This window comes from Nocardia nova NBRC 15556 (assembly GCF_001613005.1).
Classification (GTDB): domain Bacteria; phylum Actinomycetota; class Actinomycetes; order Mycobacteriales; family Mycobacteriaceae; genus Nocardia; species Nocardia nova.
This window is the reverse complement of sequence record NZ_BDBN01000057.1, coordinates 1-18,342: the sequence shown is the minus strand read 5'-3', so window position 1 is coordinate 18,342 and position 18,342 is coordinate 1. Positions and strand designations below refer to the sequence as shown.

Genomic DNA, 18,342 nt, shown 5'->3' with positions numbered 1-18,342 from the left:
CCCGCCCAGGGGGGCGCCGGCCGGGGCGCGTTATGGCCTGTGCACGGTCGGGTCGCTGCGCGTGATGGCGCGCGGGACCGCGAGGGTCGCGAGTTTGTCCGGATTTCGGATGATGTAGAGGTTGGTGATCCGGCCCTCGGCGCTCTCGAGTAGGCAGGCGGCCTCCTGCCGATCGCCGTCGTAGATCGCGATCGCAGGGGTGTGGTTGTAGGTCGCCGACTCGAGCCGCAGGCCGGGCACCCGTCCGACCATGTGGAATACGTCGATCACAATGGTGGCCACATCCTGCGCTCCCCGCGCCCGCGGGCCGGCCGCGCTGACCTTGCCTCCGCTGTCGGTGGTGAAGGCGACATCGGGTGCGAGTAGCGCCAGCAGTCCGGACAGGTCGCCGGTGGTCGCCGCGGCCAGGAACCGTTCGGTGAGATCGGCGGTGCGGGCGGAGTCGACAGGCCCGAATCGGTTGCGTCGCGCTTGGACGTGGGCACGGGCACGGTAGGCCATCTGGCGCACCGCGGTCGCGGATTTGCCTATCGCCGAACCTATTTCGTCGTAGGCGAAGCCGAATACCTCGTGCAGCACGAAGATCGCGCGCTCATCCGGAGTGAGCGTTTCGAGCAGCACCAGCATCCCCATCGATACCGATTCGGCGAGCACCACATCGCTGACCGCATCCTGTTCGCTGATCAGCAGCGGCTCGGGCAGCCACGGACCGACGTAGTCCTCGCGTCGGCGGGAACCGGCCCGTACCGCGTTGAGAGCCTGCTGAGTCACCAGTTGTGCCAGATACGATTTGGTATCCCGCACGATCGCGAGATCCACCCGGGACCAGTGCAAGTAGCTGTCCTGGAGCACATCATCGGATTCCGTCGCGGAGCCCAGGATTTCGTAGGCGATCGTGAACAACAGCGGTCGCAGCAAGGTGAACCGCTCGGCGTGTTCGGTAGTGGCGGTCATCGCGTGACGTTCTCCGCCGCCGGCAGCGGGTGCCGGTTTCCGGCACCCTTGTAGATCGAGAGCGAGCCGGGTTTGCGGGCTTCCTTCCGAATTCCCGTCACCGCACCATTACTCGCCGCCTCCTTGATCGGGACACCCCAGCGACCGCCGAGGTGAAGTTTTCCGGCCGTGTCGTCACGGTGGGTGAACTGCACCGCCGCGGCGCGGCGGCCCAGGCTGATACCGGTGCCGATGAACCCGATGTTCAGCACGCCGGGACGGGTGCCGGCGATGCGTGCCAGGACGGTATCGGCGGCGTGCAGACCCAGCGGCGCGGCGGCCTGGCAGCTCATACGCAGCGGCCGGCCCGAGGGTGCGGCAGCGTCACCGGCCGCGATGATGCGATCGTCGCCCACGCTGGTCAGTGTCTCATCCGTGAGTAGCCGGCCCAGCGCATCGACGGGCAGGCCGCTGTCGGCAGCGAGATCCGGCACACCGAATCCGGCGGTCCAGATCGTGAGAGCGCCGGCCAGCACGGTGCCATCCGCCAATGTCACCGCGTCCGGCCACACCTTCGCCACCCGCGCATCCTCGAGCACCTCGACCTGGTTCGAGGACAGCCATTTCAGCACCGAGCGCCGGGCAGGTTCCCGGAACGTCGGCGCCAACCGGCCGCCACCCACCAGCGTGACTGCGCGGCCCTGATCAGCCAGTTCGGCGGCGGTTTCGATGCCGGTGGGACCGCCACCGACAACGGTGATCCGGGCATCCCGGGCCAATTCGTCGATCGCGGTCCGCAGTCGTTCGGCGTGCTCCCACTCGCCGATAGGGTGGGCGAATTCGGCCGCGCCAGGTACGGAGGTGGGCGAGTCGGCGCTACTGCCGACGGCGTAGATCACGTAGTCGTAGTCGAGAACACGCCCCGATGCGAGCAGCACAGTGCGGGCACCCGTGTCGATGCGGGTGGCGCGGTCGACCAGCAGCCGCACGCCGTTGCCGAGCAGCGTGTCGTAGTCGAGGGCGGCATCGCGGGTTCGGGCGACGAACTGGTGGAGCCGAATACGCTCGACGAAGCGCGGACGGGGATTGACGAGCGTGACGGTCACGTCCTGGCGTTTGCGCAGCCGGTTGGCCGCCATGACGCCTGCGTATCCGCCGCCGATGACGACGATTTCGGTGGTGTCGCTGTGATCAGTCATGCCCATCAGACACCGGAAACGCCCACGACGTAACACGGCGTGACACGCGTCACCTCGCAACAGCCGGAATCGCATCCTCATCCCCGGTGCCCAACTCGTCCGCAGGCTAGTGCGGGCCGAAGAACTCGGTGAGGGCGGCTGTGACCGTGGCTGGATCGTCCTCGTGGACATTGTGTCCGGCGCCGGGGACGATCCGCAGCCTGGACGTCGGGATCAGCCGCGCGAGCGGCTGGGCCTGCGACGGATCGACGACACGGTCGTTCTCACCCCACAGGATCAGCGTGTCGGCGCGGACCTCGCTTGCCTCCCGCTGTACGGCCGCCAGATCGAGGTGCCGAGGCTGCTTCCACATGGCGGTCCGATTCTCCGGACGGCTGAGCGGGGCCCAATACGTGTCGGTCAGGTCCTCGGTGAGTATTTCCGGATGCGCGTAGGCGTCCCGCAGGCTCGCTCGATAGATGTCCCTGGTCATCACCGATGTGGCCAGTTCGCCGATGACCGGCTGCCGCATCAGTTGCATGTTCGCGTTGAGCCGGGTGTCGAGGACCAGCGGCGCGAGCAGTGCCAAACGATCTACCTGTTGCGGATACCGTGCGGCGAAATCCACCGCGACGGAACCGTTCAGGGAATGTGCGAGGACGGACGCACGTGTCAGCCCGACCGCGGATACGAACTGGCGCAACGCATCCGCCATGGCATGCACGTCGTATCCGAAGCCGGGATCGTGCAGCGTCGTGTACCCGGTGCCGGGCGGATCGACGGCATAGACGGTGTGGTCTGTGGCGAGCGCCGGGATGATGTCGCGGTAGGTGTACGACCATAGGGTCCCGCCCGGCAGCAGGATGAGCGGCGGTCCCTCGCCCGCTTTCCGATAGTGGAACCGCGCCGCCGGGGTGTCGGCATACAGCCATTCACCGGGCGCCGGGTCCGTGCCCGGATCGGCCCGGGCCGGCGCCACCATACCGATCACCAGCAGGACCGGCGCCGCCACGAGTATCCACCACCGCCGGCGTCTCCGCTGTGGTGCCCCATCGGACCTCATCTACCTTCCCCTTCTCTTGCTATGGCGGACAAGCGTTTCCGCTGTCGCTCAGGACCGGCGCACCGCGACGACGTCGAATTCCAGGGTGACCTTCGGGCTGACCATGCCGACGGCCGCCTTCCAATGCACGCCCCAGTCCTTGCGGTCGACGGTGGTGCTGCCGGTGAGGCCGAGCCGGACGATCCCGCGCGTATCGCGTTGCCTGACAGTCGATTCGAAGTCGACGGTGACGGGTGCGGCGACGCCGCGGATAGTCAGGTCGCCGGTGGCTCTGAGGATGGTTGCGCCGGTCTGTTCGACCTCGGTCGGAGTGAAGGTGATGGTCGGGTGGTCGTCTGCACCGAGGAACTTCTTTGCCACCAGATCGTCGCGCCGCTTGTTACCGGTGTCGAGGCTCTGTGCCCGAATTATGAGCTGGGCGTTCGACTTCGACGGGTGGTCACCGTCCAGGTGCGCGTTGCCCTCGAACTCGCCGAAGCTACCGCGCACCCTCGTGGACATCGTGTGCCGGGCGATGAACCCGATTCGGGTGTGCTCGGTATCGATGACGTAGTTCCCGGTCAGTTCACTCGACTCGATGTTGCTCGTCATGGTTTGTCCTGTTCACTGGTTGAGTGTGGCTGGTCGTCGACGCCGCCACGCCGGCGACGTAGCCGCTGCCGATCGCCACGACTGTGGGCGAATGCCGTTGTGTTCGGGCACGCCCACGCGACACCGCCCACGACTGCGGGATAACACCTTGTGATGCGAGTCATAGCTTCGCTGGGCCGGGATTACTGCCCCCAGTTGGTTTCGGCATGTCCGAGTCGTGGGGCGAGTTCGCCGGCGCGATATGCGGCATGACAGGACGTTCGTTGCCCGTCACCGCTGAGCTGGTTCGGTTCGCTCGCGGAGAGCGGCGATATCGCGGACCCCACCGTGTACGCGACTGTGGCGCGACTGTGCTGCGGACGTCGAACCGCCTGTGGACCTATCTCAGCCCCGCCGAGCAGATCGGCCCCGGCGAGCGCACCGCCCGCTTCCGGGTGGGCGGAGACCAGCCGGTCCTCGACCGCGACGGCCGCAGTCGTATCTCGTTCGAGGACACCGCCGTCGCATTACTCGACGAGATCGAGACTCCTCGCTTCGTGCAGCGGCGTTTCACCGTCGGCTACTGAATCCGCGGTCCGCAAGCCCTTCCGAAGACGCGGCCAAGGCAACGGTAGTGCGCGTGCGAACATGCTCGCGCACAGCCGCTTCGGACCGAGCCGCCATCGACCAAGAGACCCCGCAAGAGCGCCCGCCGGCACCGGCGATCGAAAACTGATGCGCCACTTGGCAGAGTGTCGTTCATGACGCCGAGCGCCCTTTTCTTCCAACTCGGAACCGAGTACAGACGACGGGTTCACCTGTCGCTGTGCGAGGATGCGCTGCCGACCTGGATCGGTTACGTGCGGGAGAAGCCCAGCGCGCTACGCTATCGCGACTCGGTTGTCGGAATGCGGCACCACGTGGATGTCGAGCTTCCCGCCGATGCCCTTCGCTCTGCCGGGGCCGGTGTGGATCTCGCGGATGTCGGCAACCGGTATCTCGAGCCCATCACCGCGCTGCAAGACGATGATCTCGCCTTCCCCGACCCGGTGGAGTTCGCCTACTACGCGATCTACAACTGTTTTCGCAAGTACGTCGGTGGTGACAACATCGAAGATTGGCTGATCGTCAACCAAGCCTTGTCGGCTCACGACAGCGACCAGGCGGCGCCGCGTTTGACGCGAACGATCAACGAAATCACCCGGACCCCTCCCGCTAACCGACCGACGGCCTCGCATGATTCGCGGGGATGCTGACCCGACCGGCGCCGGCCGGTCGGGTCAGCTGCGAGCTACCGTCATCGTGGCGGCAACTGCTGACACCGCAACGACATTCGACTGGATGCTGGTGCGATAGCGGCGGGTCTGTCTCGGCCGAACATATCGTGCAAACCTCGATGAAAATCGCGGAAAACCGCATAGGGCGGTGCGGTGTGCACGGTTATGCGCAGCGACATGCCGACGGGACCGCATGGGGTGCAGGTCGAGAGACGCTGCGCGGCATCACTTCATATGCCGTGCGAAGAACTGGTCTCCGTAGTCTCCCTCGAAGTGCGGGACGCCGGTGTGCCCGCCCATGTTGGCGTGCAGCGTCTTTTCCTTCGAGCCGAAGGCGTCGAACAGGTCGAGGGCCTGCTGCCGATCGTTTCCTTCGTCGTCCCACTGCAGCAGGACCAGCAGCGGGATGGTGACCTGCCGGGCCTCGTCGAACATGCTGCGGGGCACGAAACTTCCGGCGAAGAACACGGCAGCCACGATGCGTGGCTCGACGACCGCCAGCCGGAGCGCGATGGCGATCACCCCTCCCGAGAACCCGACCGGCCCGCCGATCTCGGGCAGCGACAGGAGGGCGTCCAGGGTGGCCCGCCATTCCGGTACCGCCTTGTCGACCAGCGGTAGGACGAGCCGGTCCACGATCTCGCCGTCGACCGGTTCGCCGGCCTGAACCGCCCGGCGCAGATCGGCGCGGGCCTGCTCGGCGTCGGGGGAACGCGGCCGGTCACCGCTGCCGGGGAGTTCGATCGTGGCCGCGGCGTAGCCTTGCGCCACCGCGCGCCGGGCCCGGCCCGCCAGACGGGGATACATCTTGTCCAGTCCGCCGGGATGGCCGAGCAGGATCAGCGGTGTGGGTGCGGGGGAGGATGCCGGCGTCCACAGGATGCCGGGGATCTCGCCGAGGGTGAACCGGCGTTCGAGGACGTCGTCGTCGAGACGCTGTTCCGAGGTGAGATGCATGGTCGTGCCTTTCGGGAGTGCTTTCGCGGCGCTCCCGGACGACCTATCGCCCGACCGTGACCCCTGAGGGGAGCACCCATGTCGATACTGCGTTCACGGGTACCACCTCCTCGTTCTCTTGCACGGCTCCGGGAAAGATAGCAGTGGTCCCGGTTGTCCGGCAACAGGTTTTCGCGGCGATGTGCGGCTACTTACACGCGATCACGGGTGCTCGCAGTCGCAGGTGTGGTCGTCGGTCTGGTGCGGGCCGAGGGCGGCCGGGGTGGGGCAGCAGGTGTCGCCGCGCCAGGCGTTCACGCCCTCCTTCGCCGCGATCAGGGCGATGACCAGTGCGGCGATCGGATCGGCCCACGACCATCCGAACAGGGCGTTGAGTAGCAGACCGACGAGCAGTACCGCGGACAGGTAGGTGCAGAGCAGGGTCTGTTTGGAGTCGGCGACCGCGCTGGCGGAGCCCAGTTCGCGACCGGCGCGTCGCTGCGCGGCCGACAGGATGGGCATGATCACCAAACTGACTGCGGCCAAACCGATTCCGATGGGGGAGTGGCGAGCTTCACCGATTCCGAGCAGGCCGCGGATCGAGTCGACGGTGACGTAGAGCGCGAGTGCGAAGAACGAGAACGCGATGATGCGCAGCGCGATCTTCTCCCGGGCCTCCGGGTTCGGTCCGGCGAACTGCCACGCCACCGCGGCCGCGGAAGACACCTCGATCACCGAATCCAGTCCGAATCCGATCAGCGCGGTCGAGGACGCCCGGCTGCCCTCGGTGAGCGCGATGATCGCCTCGATGACGTTGTAGGAGATGGTCGCGGCCACGAACCAGCGGATCCGCCGCGCCAGCACGGCACGCCGCTGCGACGACGGGCCGGCCGCCACGGTCGACGGCACACCCGGCATACCCAGCGACTGCGACATCAGCAGCAGCCCTCGGTCTCGGCGGCGGGGCAGCAGGCCGGATCGACCGCGAGCACCAGCCCGAGCAGGTCTTCGAGGGCGGCGGCGATGCGGTGGTCGGCAAGTTCGTAACGGTTACGCCTACCCTCGGGGACCGCTACGACCAGCCCGCATCCGCGCAGGCACGCAAGATGATTGGACAGAATCTGGCGAGATACCCCGATCTGCTCGGCCATCTCCGCCGGATAGGCCGGACCGGTGCGCAGGCTCAGCAGGATCCGGGTGCGGGTCGCATCCGACAGGGCGTGCCCGAAGCGGGCCAGCGCATCGGTGTGGGCCACAGGCAACGTCTGCATAACATAAACGGTACATCGAAATCTGTATACAGAAAAGAGTGAATTATTGCTGGGTGGTCTTCGGGTGAATCTCGAGCTTGCATCCGGTACCGGGGTACAGGCTTACCGTCGACATATGACGATTTCTCCGCTTCAGGACGACTGGGTGCCGTCGGCATGCACCCTGCCCACGGCCGAGCAGCCGATCCGGGTGGCCGAGTTCGATCGGTTTCTCGCTGAGGCGGTCCGTGCTGTTCGTCGACCGGGCCCTCACCGGCTCGACCTGATTCTCGCCGCCGATGCCGAGCCGCGGGCCCGGGACCTCGCGGCGCGGGAGAGTAGCTGTTGCTCGTTCTTCGCGTTCGACTTCGGCGCCACCGAGGAAGGTTCAGTGCTGAGTATCGTTGTCCCACCGGCCTATACGGCGGTGCTCGACGCATTCGCCGCCCGCATCACCGGCGGTGCGCGGTGACCGGGCTGCGCACCGGCGAGCTCGCGGCCGCGGCCGGGGTGAACACCCAGACCCTGCGGTACTACGAACGCCGCGGCCTGCTGGCCGAACCGCAGCGCACCCTCGGCGGGCACCGCCTGTATCCGGAGGAAGCGGTGACGGTGCTGCGGGTGATCAAGGCTGCCCAGCGGCTCGGGTTCACCCTCGACGAGGTCGCCGACCTGCTCTCCGGTACCAGCCACCACCGGCGCGATGCCGGATTGCGGACCCGTGCGCGCGTCAAGCTTGCGGAGGTCGATGCCGAACTGGCCGAACTCGGCGCGGTCCGCGACACCCTGCGTGCCGCGTTGGCCGCCGGGTGCGAGGACCTGCTCACCTGCAGTGAGACACCCTCCTGCCCAGTGCCTTTCGAGCTTCAGCCCGATTCCGGTACTTAGCGGATCGGGAGGATCGACAGTCGCGAATGCCGACACGACGATGCCGCGCTGACCACCTCCATCGGCGCTGGGGCAGTGTTACGTGTAGACCGTCCGAGCGCTCCCGCGGTGGTACTGGACGCGGGATCGGCCTGGAGCTCGCCGCGAACCGGTGCCGGTGGCAGCGAGAACCGGTGCCGGTGGCGGCCCGGCCTGCTGTGCCAGCAGGACTGTGGCGCAACACTTTTCAGACTCGCCGATTCCTGAAACAGGGATCCGTGCGGAATCACCGACTGCGAGCCGCCCGGCCGACTCGCTGCGCCGGTCGACTACGCCTGTGATCCGTCGAGGCCGCCGTTGCCCACGATGCTGGTGAAGGCGTCCCACTCAGCGGGGGTGAACACGAGGGCTGGGCCACCTGGGTTCTTGGAGTCGCGGACACCGACCGCTCCACCGTCGAGGAATGCGACCTCGACGCACTCCTTCGTGCCCCCGCTTCGACTGCTCTTGAACCACTTCGCCCCGGATAGATCAGCGCTCACCCTAGATGCTCCTTCGCTATCTGCCGTAACGTGATCCTGCTGCGTGCCGCATCCAGTGCGGCAGACTGCATGACCTCGTATGCTCCAGCGTACCGACGGAGGCTAGCGGGTTTCTCCAAATACAGGTCACCCGTGTAGGTTTCCGCGTACACGACGTTGTGGTTGGCGTGGCCGAAGCGCAGCATCACGAATGGACCGATCGCTTCGCCTACCGGTACGCCGGCGGTGAATGGAAGAATCCGAATGTCGATATTCGCGCGCGTACTTATATCTGCCAGGTAACGCACCTGGGAACTCATCACTTTGCCGCTTCCGACGACACGACGAAGAGCCGCCTCATGAACGATGAGCTGCAATCCAACTGGCCGGACCTTGCGAGTGACGAGGAGTTGCCGTCGCATTTTGAGGTGGACATGCCGTTCGATCGCGTCATCCGTGCCGCTCGGCAACGCGTTTCGCGAAAGGACCCGGGCATAGTCGGGGATTTGAAGTAGGCCGGGGATCAGTTCGGGCTGGTATGTCGCAATCTCCTGTGCGGCGGTTTCCAACCCCACATAGATATCGAAGTCGGCCGGAATCAGATCGTCGTAATCGTGCCACCAGTTCTGTGTATCGGCCTGCTGGGCAAGGCCTTTCATCGCCTCGACCTTCTCCTCATCGAACTCGTACAGCCGGCAGTACGCCTCGATCTCGGGAACCGACAGCTTCTGGGTGAGCCCCTTCTCGATACGCATCAACGTGGGTGCCGAGCGTCCGATATGTGCCGCGGCCTCGGCCAGGCTCATGCCGGTTTCCTCCCGGGCCTGCCTGAGGTAGTAGCCGAGCTGGCGTTTCGGCAGGGACAGCGGTTCCCCGCGTTCGGCCATCGAATGCCCCTTTCTATGCGTTGCGAAGTGAAATGGTGCCTCTGGATTCCTGTAATCCGTCCTGGCGCTTTGCGGCACTTCCGGCGGGATTTCATGTCGCGCACGCGGACCAGGCCGGTCGATGGTGTTCTGGTGCTGCGACCACGACCGACGCGAAAGCATGACCGCTCCTGCGGTCGGCACAAACAGAGGAACCTGACGAATCGCTAGTGCGGCTACAGGTGGAGTGCGCCCCCTGTGCCACGGCTACCGCACATGATAGCCGAATCGTACCCGCCCGGCGAGCGCCGGTCGTGAATTGCGTTCCAGCCCAACGTTATCGAAGGAGATGCAACCAGTGCCGCACTCGCCGATCGACGAGGATGCTCTCCTCGCGCTACCGGATATCTGCGATCTCTCGCAGATCGAACTGGCCCACCATCTGATGCAGCATCACCGGAACTGCCGTATCGAACTGTGCGCGTGGAAACAGGTTGCCTATCGGACCCTGGTGCATGTCCGGCGGATCGAGCCGCCGCGGTTGAGCCCGCGCGAGCGTGCGCATCGGCGCGGCATCGAATTCCCGGTCGGCAGTGACCTTTCCGGTCTACCGCGACAGCGCGGCGTGCCGATCGAAACCTTCCAGCAGGTGCTCGCCGGGCTGAGCGAACTCGCGAACGATCTGTACCCCAACACCATTCGTGACCGGTGAGCGATGGGAACGTGGAACGCCCTGTCGAGCGTCGTCACAGTGCTGGCGGGGTGCGGCGTCGTGCTGCTCGCTGTCGGATGCTTCTGGCCGAGCGATGATTCTCCGCGTACCGGGCACGTCGAGCGATGGAACGGCGCGAACTCCAGGTCGCCGATCGCTCGGCTCACGGACTGGAGCTGTGCCCCGCCCGCCCGGTCCTTCACTACGGCCGAGGCTCACCACTGGATGCAGATGCATCGCGATCACGACTGCCCGCGCAAGCGTGAGGCCTTCGCCGCGCTGGTCGCCGCCGGTCGCATTCGTCCCGATTCCACCCGCCCGAACACCCTCAGGAGCGACGACGATGAGTGATCGTGAGACGAATACCTCGGCAGCGCAAGCAGATCCGATGCCGGAACGCATTCCCGAGCTCACCGCGCGCGCCGAAACCGCCGGCTACGTTCTCCTCCGCAGCGTCCGCCCGCAACCGGAATGGAAACTGCTGGACAGGGAAAGCGGGGAAGAGGTCTTCTGCACCGCTGAACTGAACGCGATCGAACAATGGCTCGATTCGTGATCCGTCCTATCGCGACGTCGATGTGGCCGCACGCCACCGAGCTCGTCCCGCCCGGTGCCGGCCGGTGGGTGCGACGCCACCTTGGCGCACCAGGCGCCGCCGGGTCACCTCGTCGGCCTGCGCGGGGATCCTCCGGGTTCGTCCCGGCGCCAGGGAGGCGACTGCGACCAGTGCGCTCGCCCCCAGTGCGGCGGCCAGCGGCACCAGGGTGTTCGCGGTCAGCGGAAGAGCCATGACTGCCTCCTCGTCGTCGGGCCGGCAGAGCACACGACCGCTTCGCACGCTATCGGGTGATTCGGACTCGCGGCAGAGCGACACGCCGCCGCGCATTTCGCCCCGGTGCGCCGGGTTCGGCGGCGAACACCGGCGACAGTCTCTGTAACGTGTTCTAATTCTGTGATGACCGGCGTACAGGGATGGGTGGATCCGGCCTTCGAGGCGGTCCGCGAGGTGTTTGCCGCCAACCTGGGCGAGGGGCGCGATCTGGGCGCCTCCGTGGCGGTGTGTGTCGACGGGCGCGCTGTGGTGGATCTGTGGGGTGGTGTCGCCGACGAACGCACCGGGCGGGCGTGGGAGCAGGACACGGCCTGCGTCGTCTTCTCCTGCACGAAAGCGGTCACCGCGACGGCGGCTCTCGCCGTCGCGCACGACCTCGGCATCGACCCGGACGAGCCGGTCGCAGGGTGGTGGCCCGAGTACGCGGTCGCCGGCAAGGAATCCACGACACTCGCCGACATGCTGACCCATCGCGCCGGGCTGCCCGTCTTCGAGCAGCCGATCACGGTGGCCGAGGCCGCTGACGCGGAACTGATGGCACGCACCCTCGCGGCGCAGCGCCCGATGTGGCGTCCGGGTAGCGAACACGGTTATCACGCATTGACTTTCGGCTGGCTGGTGGGCGAATTCGTACGCCGCCATACCCGGTCGACGGTCGGTGAGTATGTGCGCGGCCACTTCGGTGCGGATCTGCGCATCGGTGTTTCCGCCGACGAGGCCGCTCGAGCGGCGCGCCTGGCCCGCCCGCCCGCCGCTGAGATGGTGTGGACCGACGACAGCGGGCCGATCGATGCGGACGCGGCGGCCCGCGTGGCAGAGGCGTATCGCGATCCGGATTCGCTGCTGATGCGCTCCTCGTCCAATCCCGCTGCGGCATACAATAATTCGGATGTGCTGGCGGGTGGGTGGCCGGCGTCGGGTCTGGTCGTCACAGCTCGCGCTCTCGCCGGCTTCTATCGTGACCTCGTCGCGGGAACGCTGCTGCCGCAGGCGGTCCTCGCCGAGGCCGCGCGGGAGCGGGTGCGCGGGGTGGACGCGGTGCTGCAACTCGAGACGGCGTTCGGCTGGGGATACATGCTGCCGTCGCAGAATTTCGTGCTGCCGGACGCCGCGGCACCCACCGCGTTCGGACATCCCGGCGCGGGCGGCTCGATCGGCATTGGTGATGTCGACAACCGGGTGGCGATCGCCTTCGTTCCGAATCTGCGCCGTGACTGGCTCGCCGGTGACCGGCGAGCCTACGACCTGGTCGCCGCCGTCTACGACTCCCTGTGATCGTTGCCGGAAGGCTTCGCCGCCGGCAGGATTCAGGCGAATGCGGCCGCTCTGCGGAGGGCGTCGAGGGTGGTCTCCGGTGAGGTGTTGAAGCAGAACCGGATTCCCGGCGCCGCCTCGGCGAGGAGATTGACCACGCGCTCGAAGAGCAGGGTGTGCTCGGGTATGGCTCGCACCGCCCCGCCCACCATGACGAGGTCGAACGACCGGGTCGCCAGCACCGCGCGGATGTCGTTCTCGGCCTCGTCGGGCGACGCGGAGACAAGGCACGGTGTGATATCGAATTCGGTATCGCGCAGCGCGGCATTGGCGGCGTCGACCCTGGCGGTGAGTTGCTCCTCGTCCAGATCGGGAAGGCGACTGTAGTCCAGCGCTCGTGGATGCAATCCGATGGTCAGCGCGCGGAGCCGGGCGGGATCGGTCATCGTTCTCCTCCGAGAAGGGGGCAGTTGTCCACATGGGACGATGGGCCTGTTCGGCAATTTAGCTTTGAAAGCAAAGGTATTTGAGGGAGAAGGGTATGTCAACGGAGCACGACGGGCTGTCCCTGGACGAGAGCGTCCGGGCGATGGTGCTGCTCATGCCGCGACTGGTCGGCCGGGCGAAACGCCTGCCGGTGCCCGACGCCCTGCGATCGTTCGATCTGGCGCCGCGCCATCTGTCGTTGTTGACGTACGTGCTGTTCGACGGGCCGCTCACGGTCAACGAGCTGGCGAGGCGACTGGAGGTGGCGCCGACCACCGTGAGCCTGATGATCGCCGACCTCAGCCGCCAGGGCGTCCTGGAACGCCGCACCGACGACAACGACCGGCGGCGCACCCTCGTCGCGATCGCCGGCGCGCACCGAAAGGCGGTGGCGGACTGGCTCGGTGGCGCGGATCGGGGGTGGCGCGCCGCGCTGGGCCCGCTGACCGCGGAGCAGCGGGCCCTGGTCATCGCGACGCTGCGCGCCTACGAGGAAGCGGTCTCCGCCAGCTGACGTCGAAAGTGCCTGTCAGGGCTCGAGATCGACGACCCCGGTGCCGCTCGCGATGTCGAAGGGCACCGACACCTGGTCGTGCACGATCAGCCAGGTGCCGTCGATCTTGCGCATTCCGTAGGTGACCCGGACCCACATACCGCTGTTGGCCACCCCGTTCTTCATCGTGCCGTGCAGCCGGGCGAAGGCGTGCCCGAATGCCACGTCCTCGCCCACGGTGAACGTCAGATCGCGAATCTCGTAGTCCACGTCCTCGAAGAACAGGAAAACCTTGGCCCAGTTGTCGAGTTTCGCGGTGATCCCGACGTGCTGGAGTGGCGGTTCGACATCGAAGGACACGACGTCGGTCGCGTACGCCTGCCGCACGGCGTCGAGATCCTTGGCGCGCAGTCCGTCGACCACCCGGTCGATCTGGCGGCGGATCTCGGCTTCGTCGGCCGCGAGCCGGTCGGCGCGGGACTGAAAATCGTTGGATACGGTCATGTTCGGCTCCTCAGGAATTGGCGAGAGTGGTTTCGGCGCCGGCCCGCAGCGGGGCCAGCGCGGTGCTCCACGCGACGACTTGGTCCAGCGTTTTGTCCAGCGCGGCGGCGTGATGGTCCCGCGGGGTGAAGGTGGTGTGGTTCTCGAAATCGGTGAGCACCGAGATCGAGACCTGATAGCCCACATCGGCCATCCCCAGCGAGCTGCAGACCGCCCGCAGCTGCACAACCGCGCGGGCGCCACCGTTCGCGCCGTAGGAGACGAATCCGACCGCCTTGTCGACCCACTCGGCGAAGACGTGATCGAGGGCGTTCTTCAGCACCCCCGGCATCCCGCCGTTGTATTCGGGGGTCACCAGCACGAAACCGTCGAACGCTGCGATCCGCTCGGCCCACGCCCGGGTGTGCGCGTGCACCGAGGGGCCGAACATCGGCGGCACCGGCTCGTCCAGATGCGGCAGCGGGTGATCGCGCAGATCGATCAGTTCGAATTCGGCATCGCCGCGACGCGATGCCGAGTCCAGAACCCACTGCGCGATCTGGGCACCGTTGCGGTTGGGGCGGGTACTGCCGAGGATGATGCCGATTCTGGTCATGTCCGGAGCTCCTGGATGGCTGAAAAACTGGTACGTCCTTTCGACGACGCAGCCGCCCGGAATGTCAGGCGATGGTCGTGCCCGGCGGCTCGCGGGCGTGACGGTGGGCCGGCACCCGGTTGCGCGGTGTGGGGATCGGCGCTGGTTACGATCGGTTTCATGCTGCGAGGACTTGCCGGTACAGCCGTGGTGGTCGGTGTGGCGCTGGCCGGTGCCGCCGGACCGGGTCTGGCCGAACCCGCCCATACCGCGTTCGCCGCCGGCACCGAGGGACTGGATCCGCTGCTGGCCGCCGCCTACACGATGGCCGAAAGCCAGGCCCACCAGCAGGGTGTTCCGCTCGAGATCGTGTCCGGGCATCGCACCCGCGAGGAACAGGAACAGCTGTGGGAGCAGGGCATCGCCACCTACGGCGGTCCCGACGCCGCGCGGCGGTGGGTGCTGCCGCCGGACGAATCCACGCACGTAACCGGTAAGGCCATCGACGTCGGCCCGCAGCAGGGCGCGCAGTGGATGCAGGACAACGGAAATCGGTGGGGGCTGTGCCGGACGTTCGACAACGAGTGGTGGCACTTCGAGTTGCAGACCTTCCCCGGTGGCGCCTGCCCGCCCCGGTGGCCCGACGCCAGTGTCCGTCCGCACCGGTAGCGCGAAACTCGCGAATCGGATAGCTACCAATCGGTATTCAGCAAACTTTCGGAGACACGCCGATTGTCCTGTCCAATACCGGTGTGGCGCACTCGCGGATGGGGCACTGTAAATGTCTGGCGGTTTCCCGGCAGACGGGCCGGGACGCTCGAAGCGATGGAGGTTCGGGTGCAAGGGCGGGTTCCGGTACGGCGGAGCGGTGCGATACGTGGCAATGCGGTGCACAGCGAGACCGGACCGGACATACCCACGGTCCAGCTGATCCCCGAGACCGGTCTGTCCTCCATACCGTGCGGATGGCTGCTGCCGGAACTGCCCACCGCCCTGCTGATCGCGGTCTTCGTCGGCACCGGCTGGGTCGGCTACGCCGCCTCCGACCGGCCGATTCCCGATCCGCCGCTGACCGTCGTGGTCGCACCCGGCGACCGGGATACGCTGTCGGTCACCTTCGGCGACCGGTGAGCCGCGCCGGGCGCGAATATGCCTGGCGCGCAACGAATTTGGTTTAGCTGGTCGGTTCCAGCGCCTCGTCGAAAGTGATGCCGCCCTCGACGGTATGCGGGGTGCGGCGCCGGTTGGGCGAGCCCAGGGCGGTGGTCAGATCGGAGCCGTCGTGTTCGGCCAGCAGCGCCGAGGAATCCCATACCAGCAGCGTCGCGCTGACGGTGTTCTCGGCGGCCGAATGCGCGAGGTCGTAATGCGCGCACGCGGGCACGTGATCGTAGGTGATCCACAGGTCGTAGCCGGTCATGAACAGGTCGAGATCGAAATCGACCGACAGGCCGAGCAATTCGCTGCGACCGTTGTCGTCGACGCCGGCGAACGCCTCGTCCAGTGCGAGCAGTCGCGGCGCCTGCGGATCGGCCGAATCCAGCATCACGTGCGCGGCGGCGAACAGCGGAAGATGCAGTGACACCGACTGTTCGCCACCCGAGAGCGCGCTGTGCCGGGCGACGGTGAGCCGAACCTCGGAGCCGTCGGCGGTCACCAGGGTGAACGAGAACACCCGCCACGTCCGGTAGTCCAGCGTGGTGGCCAGAATCTCCGGATAGGACCGTTCCGGATGCGCCGCGCGTGCCGCCCGGATCTCGGCGGCGAAATGCGCACGCACAGTGGCCAACTCGTCGGGACCCAGATCGGCAGCGGCGCGGTCCAGCAGTTTGCACACCGCGCGCGCCGACTCCGACAGATTGTCCGCCAGCACCCAGTGCACCCCGATGGTGTTGCCCGAGGACATGCGCCGCTGCTTCATCTCCGTGCCCATCCGGGCGATGAGATCGCGGGCGTCGCAGGTGCGTTCGTGGATCTGCTGCGCCAGCCCGGTCAGCAGCGCGTCCTCGAGAATACGCCGCTCGGCATCGGTCAGCAGCAGTTCCTGATCGGCGCGAGCCGCGGCGATGCGGTCGGCGAAATCGGCCAGTGCCGCCATCCCGTTGTCGTCGTGCACCTGGACCACGGTCAGGCCGTCGGCCGCGTCCCATTGCAGGCGGTAGTCCTGGCGCGCGGAGGCCAGTGCGGCGTCGAATTCCTGCAGCGCCGCGGTCACCGCGCTGCGGGTCGACTTGCGGGCGGACTCCCCGGCGCGCACGGAAGTGGTGGCGGCGCAGAGGTTGTCGAACAACTCGTGCACCTCGACGGGCAGGACGGCGGTCTCGTTCTCCGGCCCGCCGGATTCGATGCGATACAGCAGCTGATCGGCCGTCGACCAGGCCGCCGGCGAACTCGGCCACCGGCTCTCGGTGGGCGCGCCCAGCAGCGAGAGCAGATCGGGCCGCGCGTAGGGCGCGAGTTGCCGCACGTCGGTGAGCAATTCGGTCAGCGCGGTGCCGAGCGACTCGTGGGCGGCGCGATAGGCGCCCTCGGCCGAACCGACCGCTTCGATCGCCTCGGCGGCGGCCTTGCGAGCGGCCCGCTGTTCGGCGCGGGCGGCGTCGATGCGCTCGCGGGCCTGCTCGAGTTCGCGGTCGATATCGGCGGCGTCGGCGCCCAGCGCCTCACGCAGCGTCTCGAGTTTGCGCAACTGTTCCTCGTACCCGGCCCGCGCGGCTTCGGCCTCCTCGGCGAAAGCCTCGGCCAGATCGCGGGATTCGGCGAGCCGGTCGCTGGCCTCGCGGGCGCGTTCGGCCTCGCGTTGCTGGTCGCCGCGCAGCCGCAGCAGGGCGGTGCCGGTGTTCTCGAAATGGCGGACGGCCGCGGCGAGCGCGTCCAGCTCCGCGGGGTCGCGAGGCGCGTTGCGGGAGGCGGCGACCGCGCGCACCTTCTTGTCGGCCGCGGTGAACGCCGCGACCGCCTGGTCCAGATCGTGTTCGGCCTGCGCCGCCGCCTCAGTATGCGAGCGCAGAACTCCCGCCGCCTCGGACACCGAACGCAGCGCGGCGATCACCGCACTGCTGCGCGGCAAGTCCTTCGCGGCGGCCGCCAGCCGGGCCAACTCGCCGGAGGCCTCATCGGCGTCCGCACGAGCGGTCTGTTCGGTCTGTTCGGCGGCGGCGATCTCCTCGGCCAACTCGGCCAGGCGCCGCTCCCGGCGTCGGGCCCGGGCGGTGGCGCCGATGAATTCGGCCTGCGGCTTGTGGTGGCGGCCGATCTGGACACCCTGCCGGAAACCGCCGTCACCGCCGACGGCAACGAGGTCGCCGACGTGGGAGCCGTTGTCGCTCAATGCGATAGAGGCCAGGATATCGGTGAGGTGGGTGCGCGAGACCGTAGCGATCGGCGAATCGGCATCGTCGCCGACACCGTCCTCGACGACCAGCACCTGCGCGAGAGTGGGACCGTCGGGCCGGGCGGTGGGCGGGAGCGGCGTCAGGAAGGTGTCCGAATCAGCCTGCGGCGCCTCGTCATTCGCACCGACCCAGGCGTCGAGCAAGCCCGCGGCCTGTAAAGCCGCCTCGATCCCGGCGGCTCGCGCGGCATCGATGTCGTCGGCGAAACGCACCAGCCGCCACAGCGGTGCGCCGGGACGCGTCGTCCGGGCCTCGGCGCGGCTCTGCGGGGACGGGGGCGCGTCGTCCTGTTCGGCCGCGACCCGCTGCTGTTCGGCACGCAGCGCCGTGGTGCGATCGCGAGCCTGATCGGCGCTCGCGCGGGCCAGACGGCGGCGATCCCGCAGCGACTCGGTGAGCGATTCGGTGTGCTCGGCCAGCACCTGCGGCAGCGGCGGCGCATCGTCGCCGCCGGCCTCGGCGAGCGCGGCGTCGAGCGCCTCGAACAATCCGGCGGCCACGGGTGAGTACAGCTCACCGTGGGTGTTCCACCAACTACGCAGGGAGGCAGCGGTATTCGCGCGTGCCAGCGCCACCGCGGCCTCCGCCTCGGCCAATTCGGCGGCCGCGGTGTCGCGCCGGCGGGCCGCAC

25 protein-coding genes are annotated in these 18,342 nt (G+C 67.6%); 11 read left to right on the top strand and 14 right to left on the bottom strand.

The window, feature by feature from the left end; translation table 11 throughout:
- Positions 1-30 precede the first annotated feature (30 nt).
- From NN2_RS22165 to NN2_RS22150, 4 genes are all read right to left on the bottom strand, one after another.
- Positions 31-954 carry a sigma-70 family RNA polymerase sigma factor gene (locus tag NN2_RS22165; protein ID WP_063015796.1) on the bottom strand — a complete coding sequence of 308 codons (924 nt, stop codon included), beginning with the start codon at positions 952-954 and terminating at the stop codon, positions 31-33.
- A complete protein-coding gene (locus NN2_RS22160) occupies positions 951-2,132 on the bottom strand; it encodes an NAD(P)/FAD-dependent oxidoreductase (protein WP_063015826.1) in 1,182 nt (393 codons plus the stop codon). Before NN2_RS22160 ends, NN2_RS22165 begins: the two co-directional genes overlap by 4 nt.
- Before the next feature lie 106 nt (positions 2,133-2,238).
- A complete protein-coding gene (locus NN2_RS22155; protein WP_063015795.1) occupies positions 2,239-3,123 on the bottom strand; it encodes an alpha/beta fold hydrolase in 885 nt (294 codons plus the stop codon).
- A gap of 99 nt (positions 3,124-3,222) precedes the next feature.
- Positions 3,223-3,765: a YceI family protein gene (locus NN2_RS22150; protein WP_063015794.1), complete on the bottom strand. Its 543-nt coding sequence runs from the start codon at positions 3,763-3,765 to the stop codon at positions 3,223-3,225.
- Positions 3,766-4,115: 350 nt separating this feature from the next.
- Between NN2_RS22150 and NN2_RS22145 the strand changes: the two genes are divergently transcribed.
- Positions 4,116-4,331 (top strand): NAD(P)-dependent oxidoreductase, encoded by a 216-nt coding sequence (locus tag NN2_RS22145; RefSeq protein ID WP_245007356.1) that lies wholly within the window; start codon positions 4,116-4,118, stop codon positions 4,329-4,331.
- Positions 4,332-4,505: 174 nt separating this feature from the next.
- On the top strand, positions 4,506-5,000 hold the full coding sequence (locus tag NN2_RS22140) for a hypothetical protein (protein ID WP_063015793.1): 495 nt from the start codon (positions 4,506-4,508) through the stop codon (positions 4,998-5,000).
- Between the two features lie 246 nt (positions 5,001-5,246).
- Here the strand turns inward: NN2_RS22140 and NN2_RS22135 are convergent, their stop codons facing one another.
- From NN2_RS22135 to NN2_RS22125, 3 genes are all read right to left on the bottom strand, one after another.
- Positions 5,247-5,978 (bottom strand): dienelactone hydrolase family protein, encoded by a 732-nt coding sequence (locus NN2_RS22135; RefSeq protein WP_063015792.1) that lies wholly within the window; start codon positions 5,976-5,978, stop codon positions 5,247-5,249.
- Positions 5,979-6,179: 201 nt separating this feature from the next.
- On the bottom strand, positions 6,180-6,893 hold the full coding sequence (locus NN2_RS22130) for a cation efflux transmembrane domain-containing protein (RefSeq protein ID WP_063015791.1): 714 nt from the start codon (positions 6,891-6,893) through the stop codon (positions 6,180-6,182).
- Complete coding sequence (locus tag NN2_RS22125) at positions 6,893-7,228, bottom strand: ArsR/SmtB family transcription factor (protein WP_063015790.1); 336 nt, start codon at positions 7,226-7,228, stop codon at positions 6,893-6,895. Before NN2_RS22125 ends, NN2_RS22130 begins: the two co-directional genes overlap by 1 nt.
- A 115-nt stretch (positions 7,229-7,343) precedes the next feature.
- Here NN2_RS22125 and NN2_RS22120 point away from each other — a divergent pair, with 115 nt between their 5' ends.
- The gene (locus tag NN2_RS22120; protein ID WP_063015789.1) at positions 7,344-7,679 is read left to right on the top strand and encodes a hypothetical protein; all 336 of its coding nucleotides are present in this window, start codon (positions 7,344-7,346) and stop codon (positions 7,677-7,679) included.
- Positions 7,676-8,095 carry a MerR family transcriptional regulator gene (locus tag NN2_RS22115; RefSeq protein WP_063015788.1) on the top strand — a complete coding sequence of 140 codons (420 nt, stop codon included), beginning with the start codon at positions 7,676-7,678 and terminating at the stop codon, positions 8,093-8,095. Before NN2_RS22120 ends, NN2_RS22115 begins: the two co-directional genes overlap by 4 nt.
- 308 nt (positions 8,096-8,403) lie before the next feature.
- Here NN2_RS22115 and NN2_RS22110 read toward each other — a convergent pair whose 3' ends face one another.
- Together NN2_RS22110 and NN2_RS22105 are read right to left on the bottom strand one after the other, a co-directional pair.
- Positions 8,404-8,616: a DUF397 domain-containing protein gene (locus NN2_RS22110; protein ID WP_063015787.1), complete on the bottom strand. Its 213-nt coding sequence runs from the start codon at positions 8,614-8,616 to the stop codon at positions 8,404-8,406.
- Positions 8,613-9,482 carry a helix-turn-helix domain-containing protein gene (locus NN2_RS22105; protein ID WP_063015786.1) on the bottom strand — a complete coding sequence of 290 codons (870 nt, stop codon included), beginning with the start codon at positions 9,480-9,482 and terminating at the stop codon, positions 8,613-8,615. Before NN2_RS22105 ends, NN2_RS22110 begins: the two co-directional genes overlap by 4 nt.
- A 337-nt stretch (positions 9,483-9,819) precedes the next feature.
- Between NN2_RS22105 and NN2_RS22100 the strand changes: the two genes are divergently transcribed.
- The 3 genes from NN2_RS22100 to NN2_RS37340 are packed head-to-tail and all read left to right on the top strand — an operon-like array spanning position 9,820 to position 10,729.
- Entirely contained in the window at positions 9,820-10,173 is a 354-nt protein-coding gene (locus NN2_RS22100; RefSeq protein ID WP_063015785.1) for a hypothetical protein, read from the top strand.
- Between the two features lie 3 nt (positions 10,174-10,176).
- Positions 10,177-10,524, top strand: a complete 348-nt coding sequence (locus NN2_RS22095) for a hypothetical protein (RefSeq protein ID WP_063015784.1) — start codon at positions 10,177-10,179, stop codon at positions 10,522-10,524.
- Complete coding sequence (locus NN2_RS37340) at positions 10,517-10,729, top strand: hypothetical protein (protein ID WP_146098585.1); 213 nt, start codon at positions 10,517-10,519, stop codon at positions 10,727-10,729. Before NN2_RS22095 ends, NN2_RS37340 begins: the two co-directional genes overlap by 8 nt.
- A 6-nt stretch (positions 10,730-10,735) precedes the next feature.
- On the opposite strand, the gene NN2_RS37830 is transcribed toward NN2_RS37340, so the two are convergent.
- Complete coding sequence (locus NN2_RS37830) at positions 10,736-10,963, bottom strand: hypothetical protein (protein WP_169812432.1); 228 nt, start codon at positions 10,961-10,963, stop codon at positions 10,736-10,738.
- 165 nt (positions 10,964-11,128) lie between these two features.
- Between NN2_RS37830 and NN2_RS22085 the strand changes: the two genes are divergently transcribed.
- Positions 11,129-12,280: a serine hydrolase domain-containing protein gene (locus tag NN2_RS22085; RefSeq protein ID WP_063015782.1), complete on the top strand. Its 1,152-nt coding sequence runs from the start codon at positions 11,129-11,131 to the stop codon at positions 12,278-12,280.
- Between the two features lie 32 nt (positions 12,281-12,312).
- Here NN2_RS22085 and NN2_RS22080 read toward each other — a convergent pair whose 3' ends face one another.
- Positions 12,313-12,705, bottom strand: a complete 393-nt coding sequence (locus NN2_RS22080) for a hypothetical protein (protein ID WP_030518359.1) — start codon at positions 12,703-12,705, stop codon at positions 12,313-12,315.
- Positions 12,706-12,800: 95 nt separating this feature from the next.
- Between NN2_RS22080 and NN2_RS22075 the strand changes: the two genes are divergently transcribed.
- Complete coding sequence (locus NN2_RS22075) at positions 12,801-13,259, top strand: MarR family transcriptional regulator (protein WP_063015781.1); 459 nt, start codon at positions 12,801-12,803, stop codon at positions 13,257-13,259.
- Positions 13,260-13,274: 15 nt separating this feature from the next.
- Here NN2_RS22075 and NN2_RS22070 read toward each other — a convergent pair whose 3' ends face one another.
- Positions 13,275-13,742 (bottom strand): YybH family protein, encoded by a 468-nt coding sequence (locus NN2_RS22070; protein ID WP_063015780.1) that lies wholly within the window; start codon positions 13,740-13,742, stop codon positions 13,275-13,277.
- Between the two features lie 10 nt (positions 13,743-13,752).
- A complete protein-coding gene (locus NN2_RS22065; RefSeq protein ID WP_063015779.1) occupies positions 13,753-14,337 on the bottom strand; it encodes an NADPH-dependent FMN reductase in 585 nt (194 codons plus the stop codon).
- Between the two features lie 159 nt (positions 14,338-14,496).
- Between NN2_RS22065 and NN2_RS22060 the strand changes: the two genes are divergently transcribed.
- Positions 14,497-14,985, top strand: coding sequence for a M15 family metallopeptidase (locus NN2_RS22060; RefSeq protein WP_063015778.1), 489 nt, complete (start codon positions 14,497-14,499; stop codon positions 14,983-14,985).
- 219 nt (positions 14,986-15,204) lie between these two features.
- Positions 15,205-15,447 carry a hypothetical protein gene (locus tag NN2_RS22055; protein ID WP_064901890.1) on the top strand — a complete coding sequence of 81 codons (243 nt, stop codon included), beginning with the start codon at positions 15,205-15,207 and terminating at the stop codon, positions 15,445-15,447.
- Positions 15,448-15,490: 43 nt separating this feature from the next.
- On the opposite strand, the gene NN2_RS22050 is transcribed toward NN2_RS22055, so the two are convergent.
- The coding region (locus NN2_RS22050; protein WP_063015776.1) for an SbcC/MukB-like Walker B domain-containing protein at positions 15,491-18,342 on the bottom strand (2,852 nt) is incomplete at its 5' end.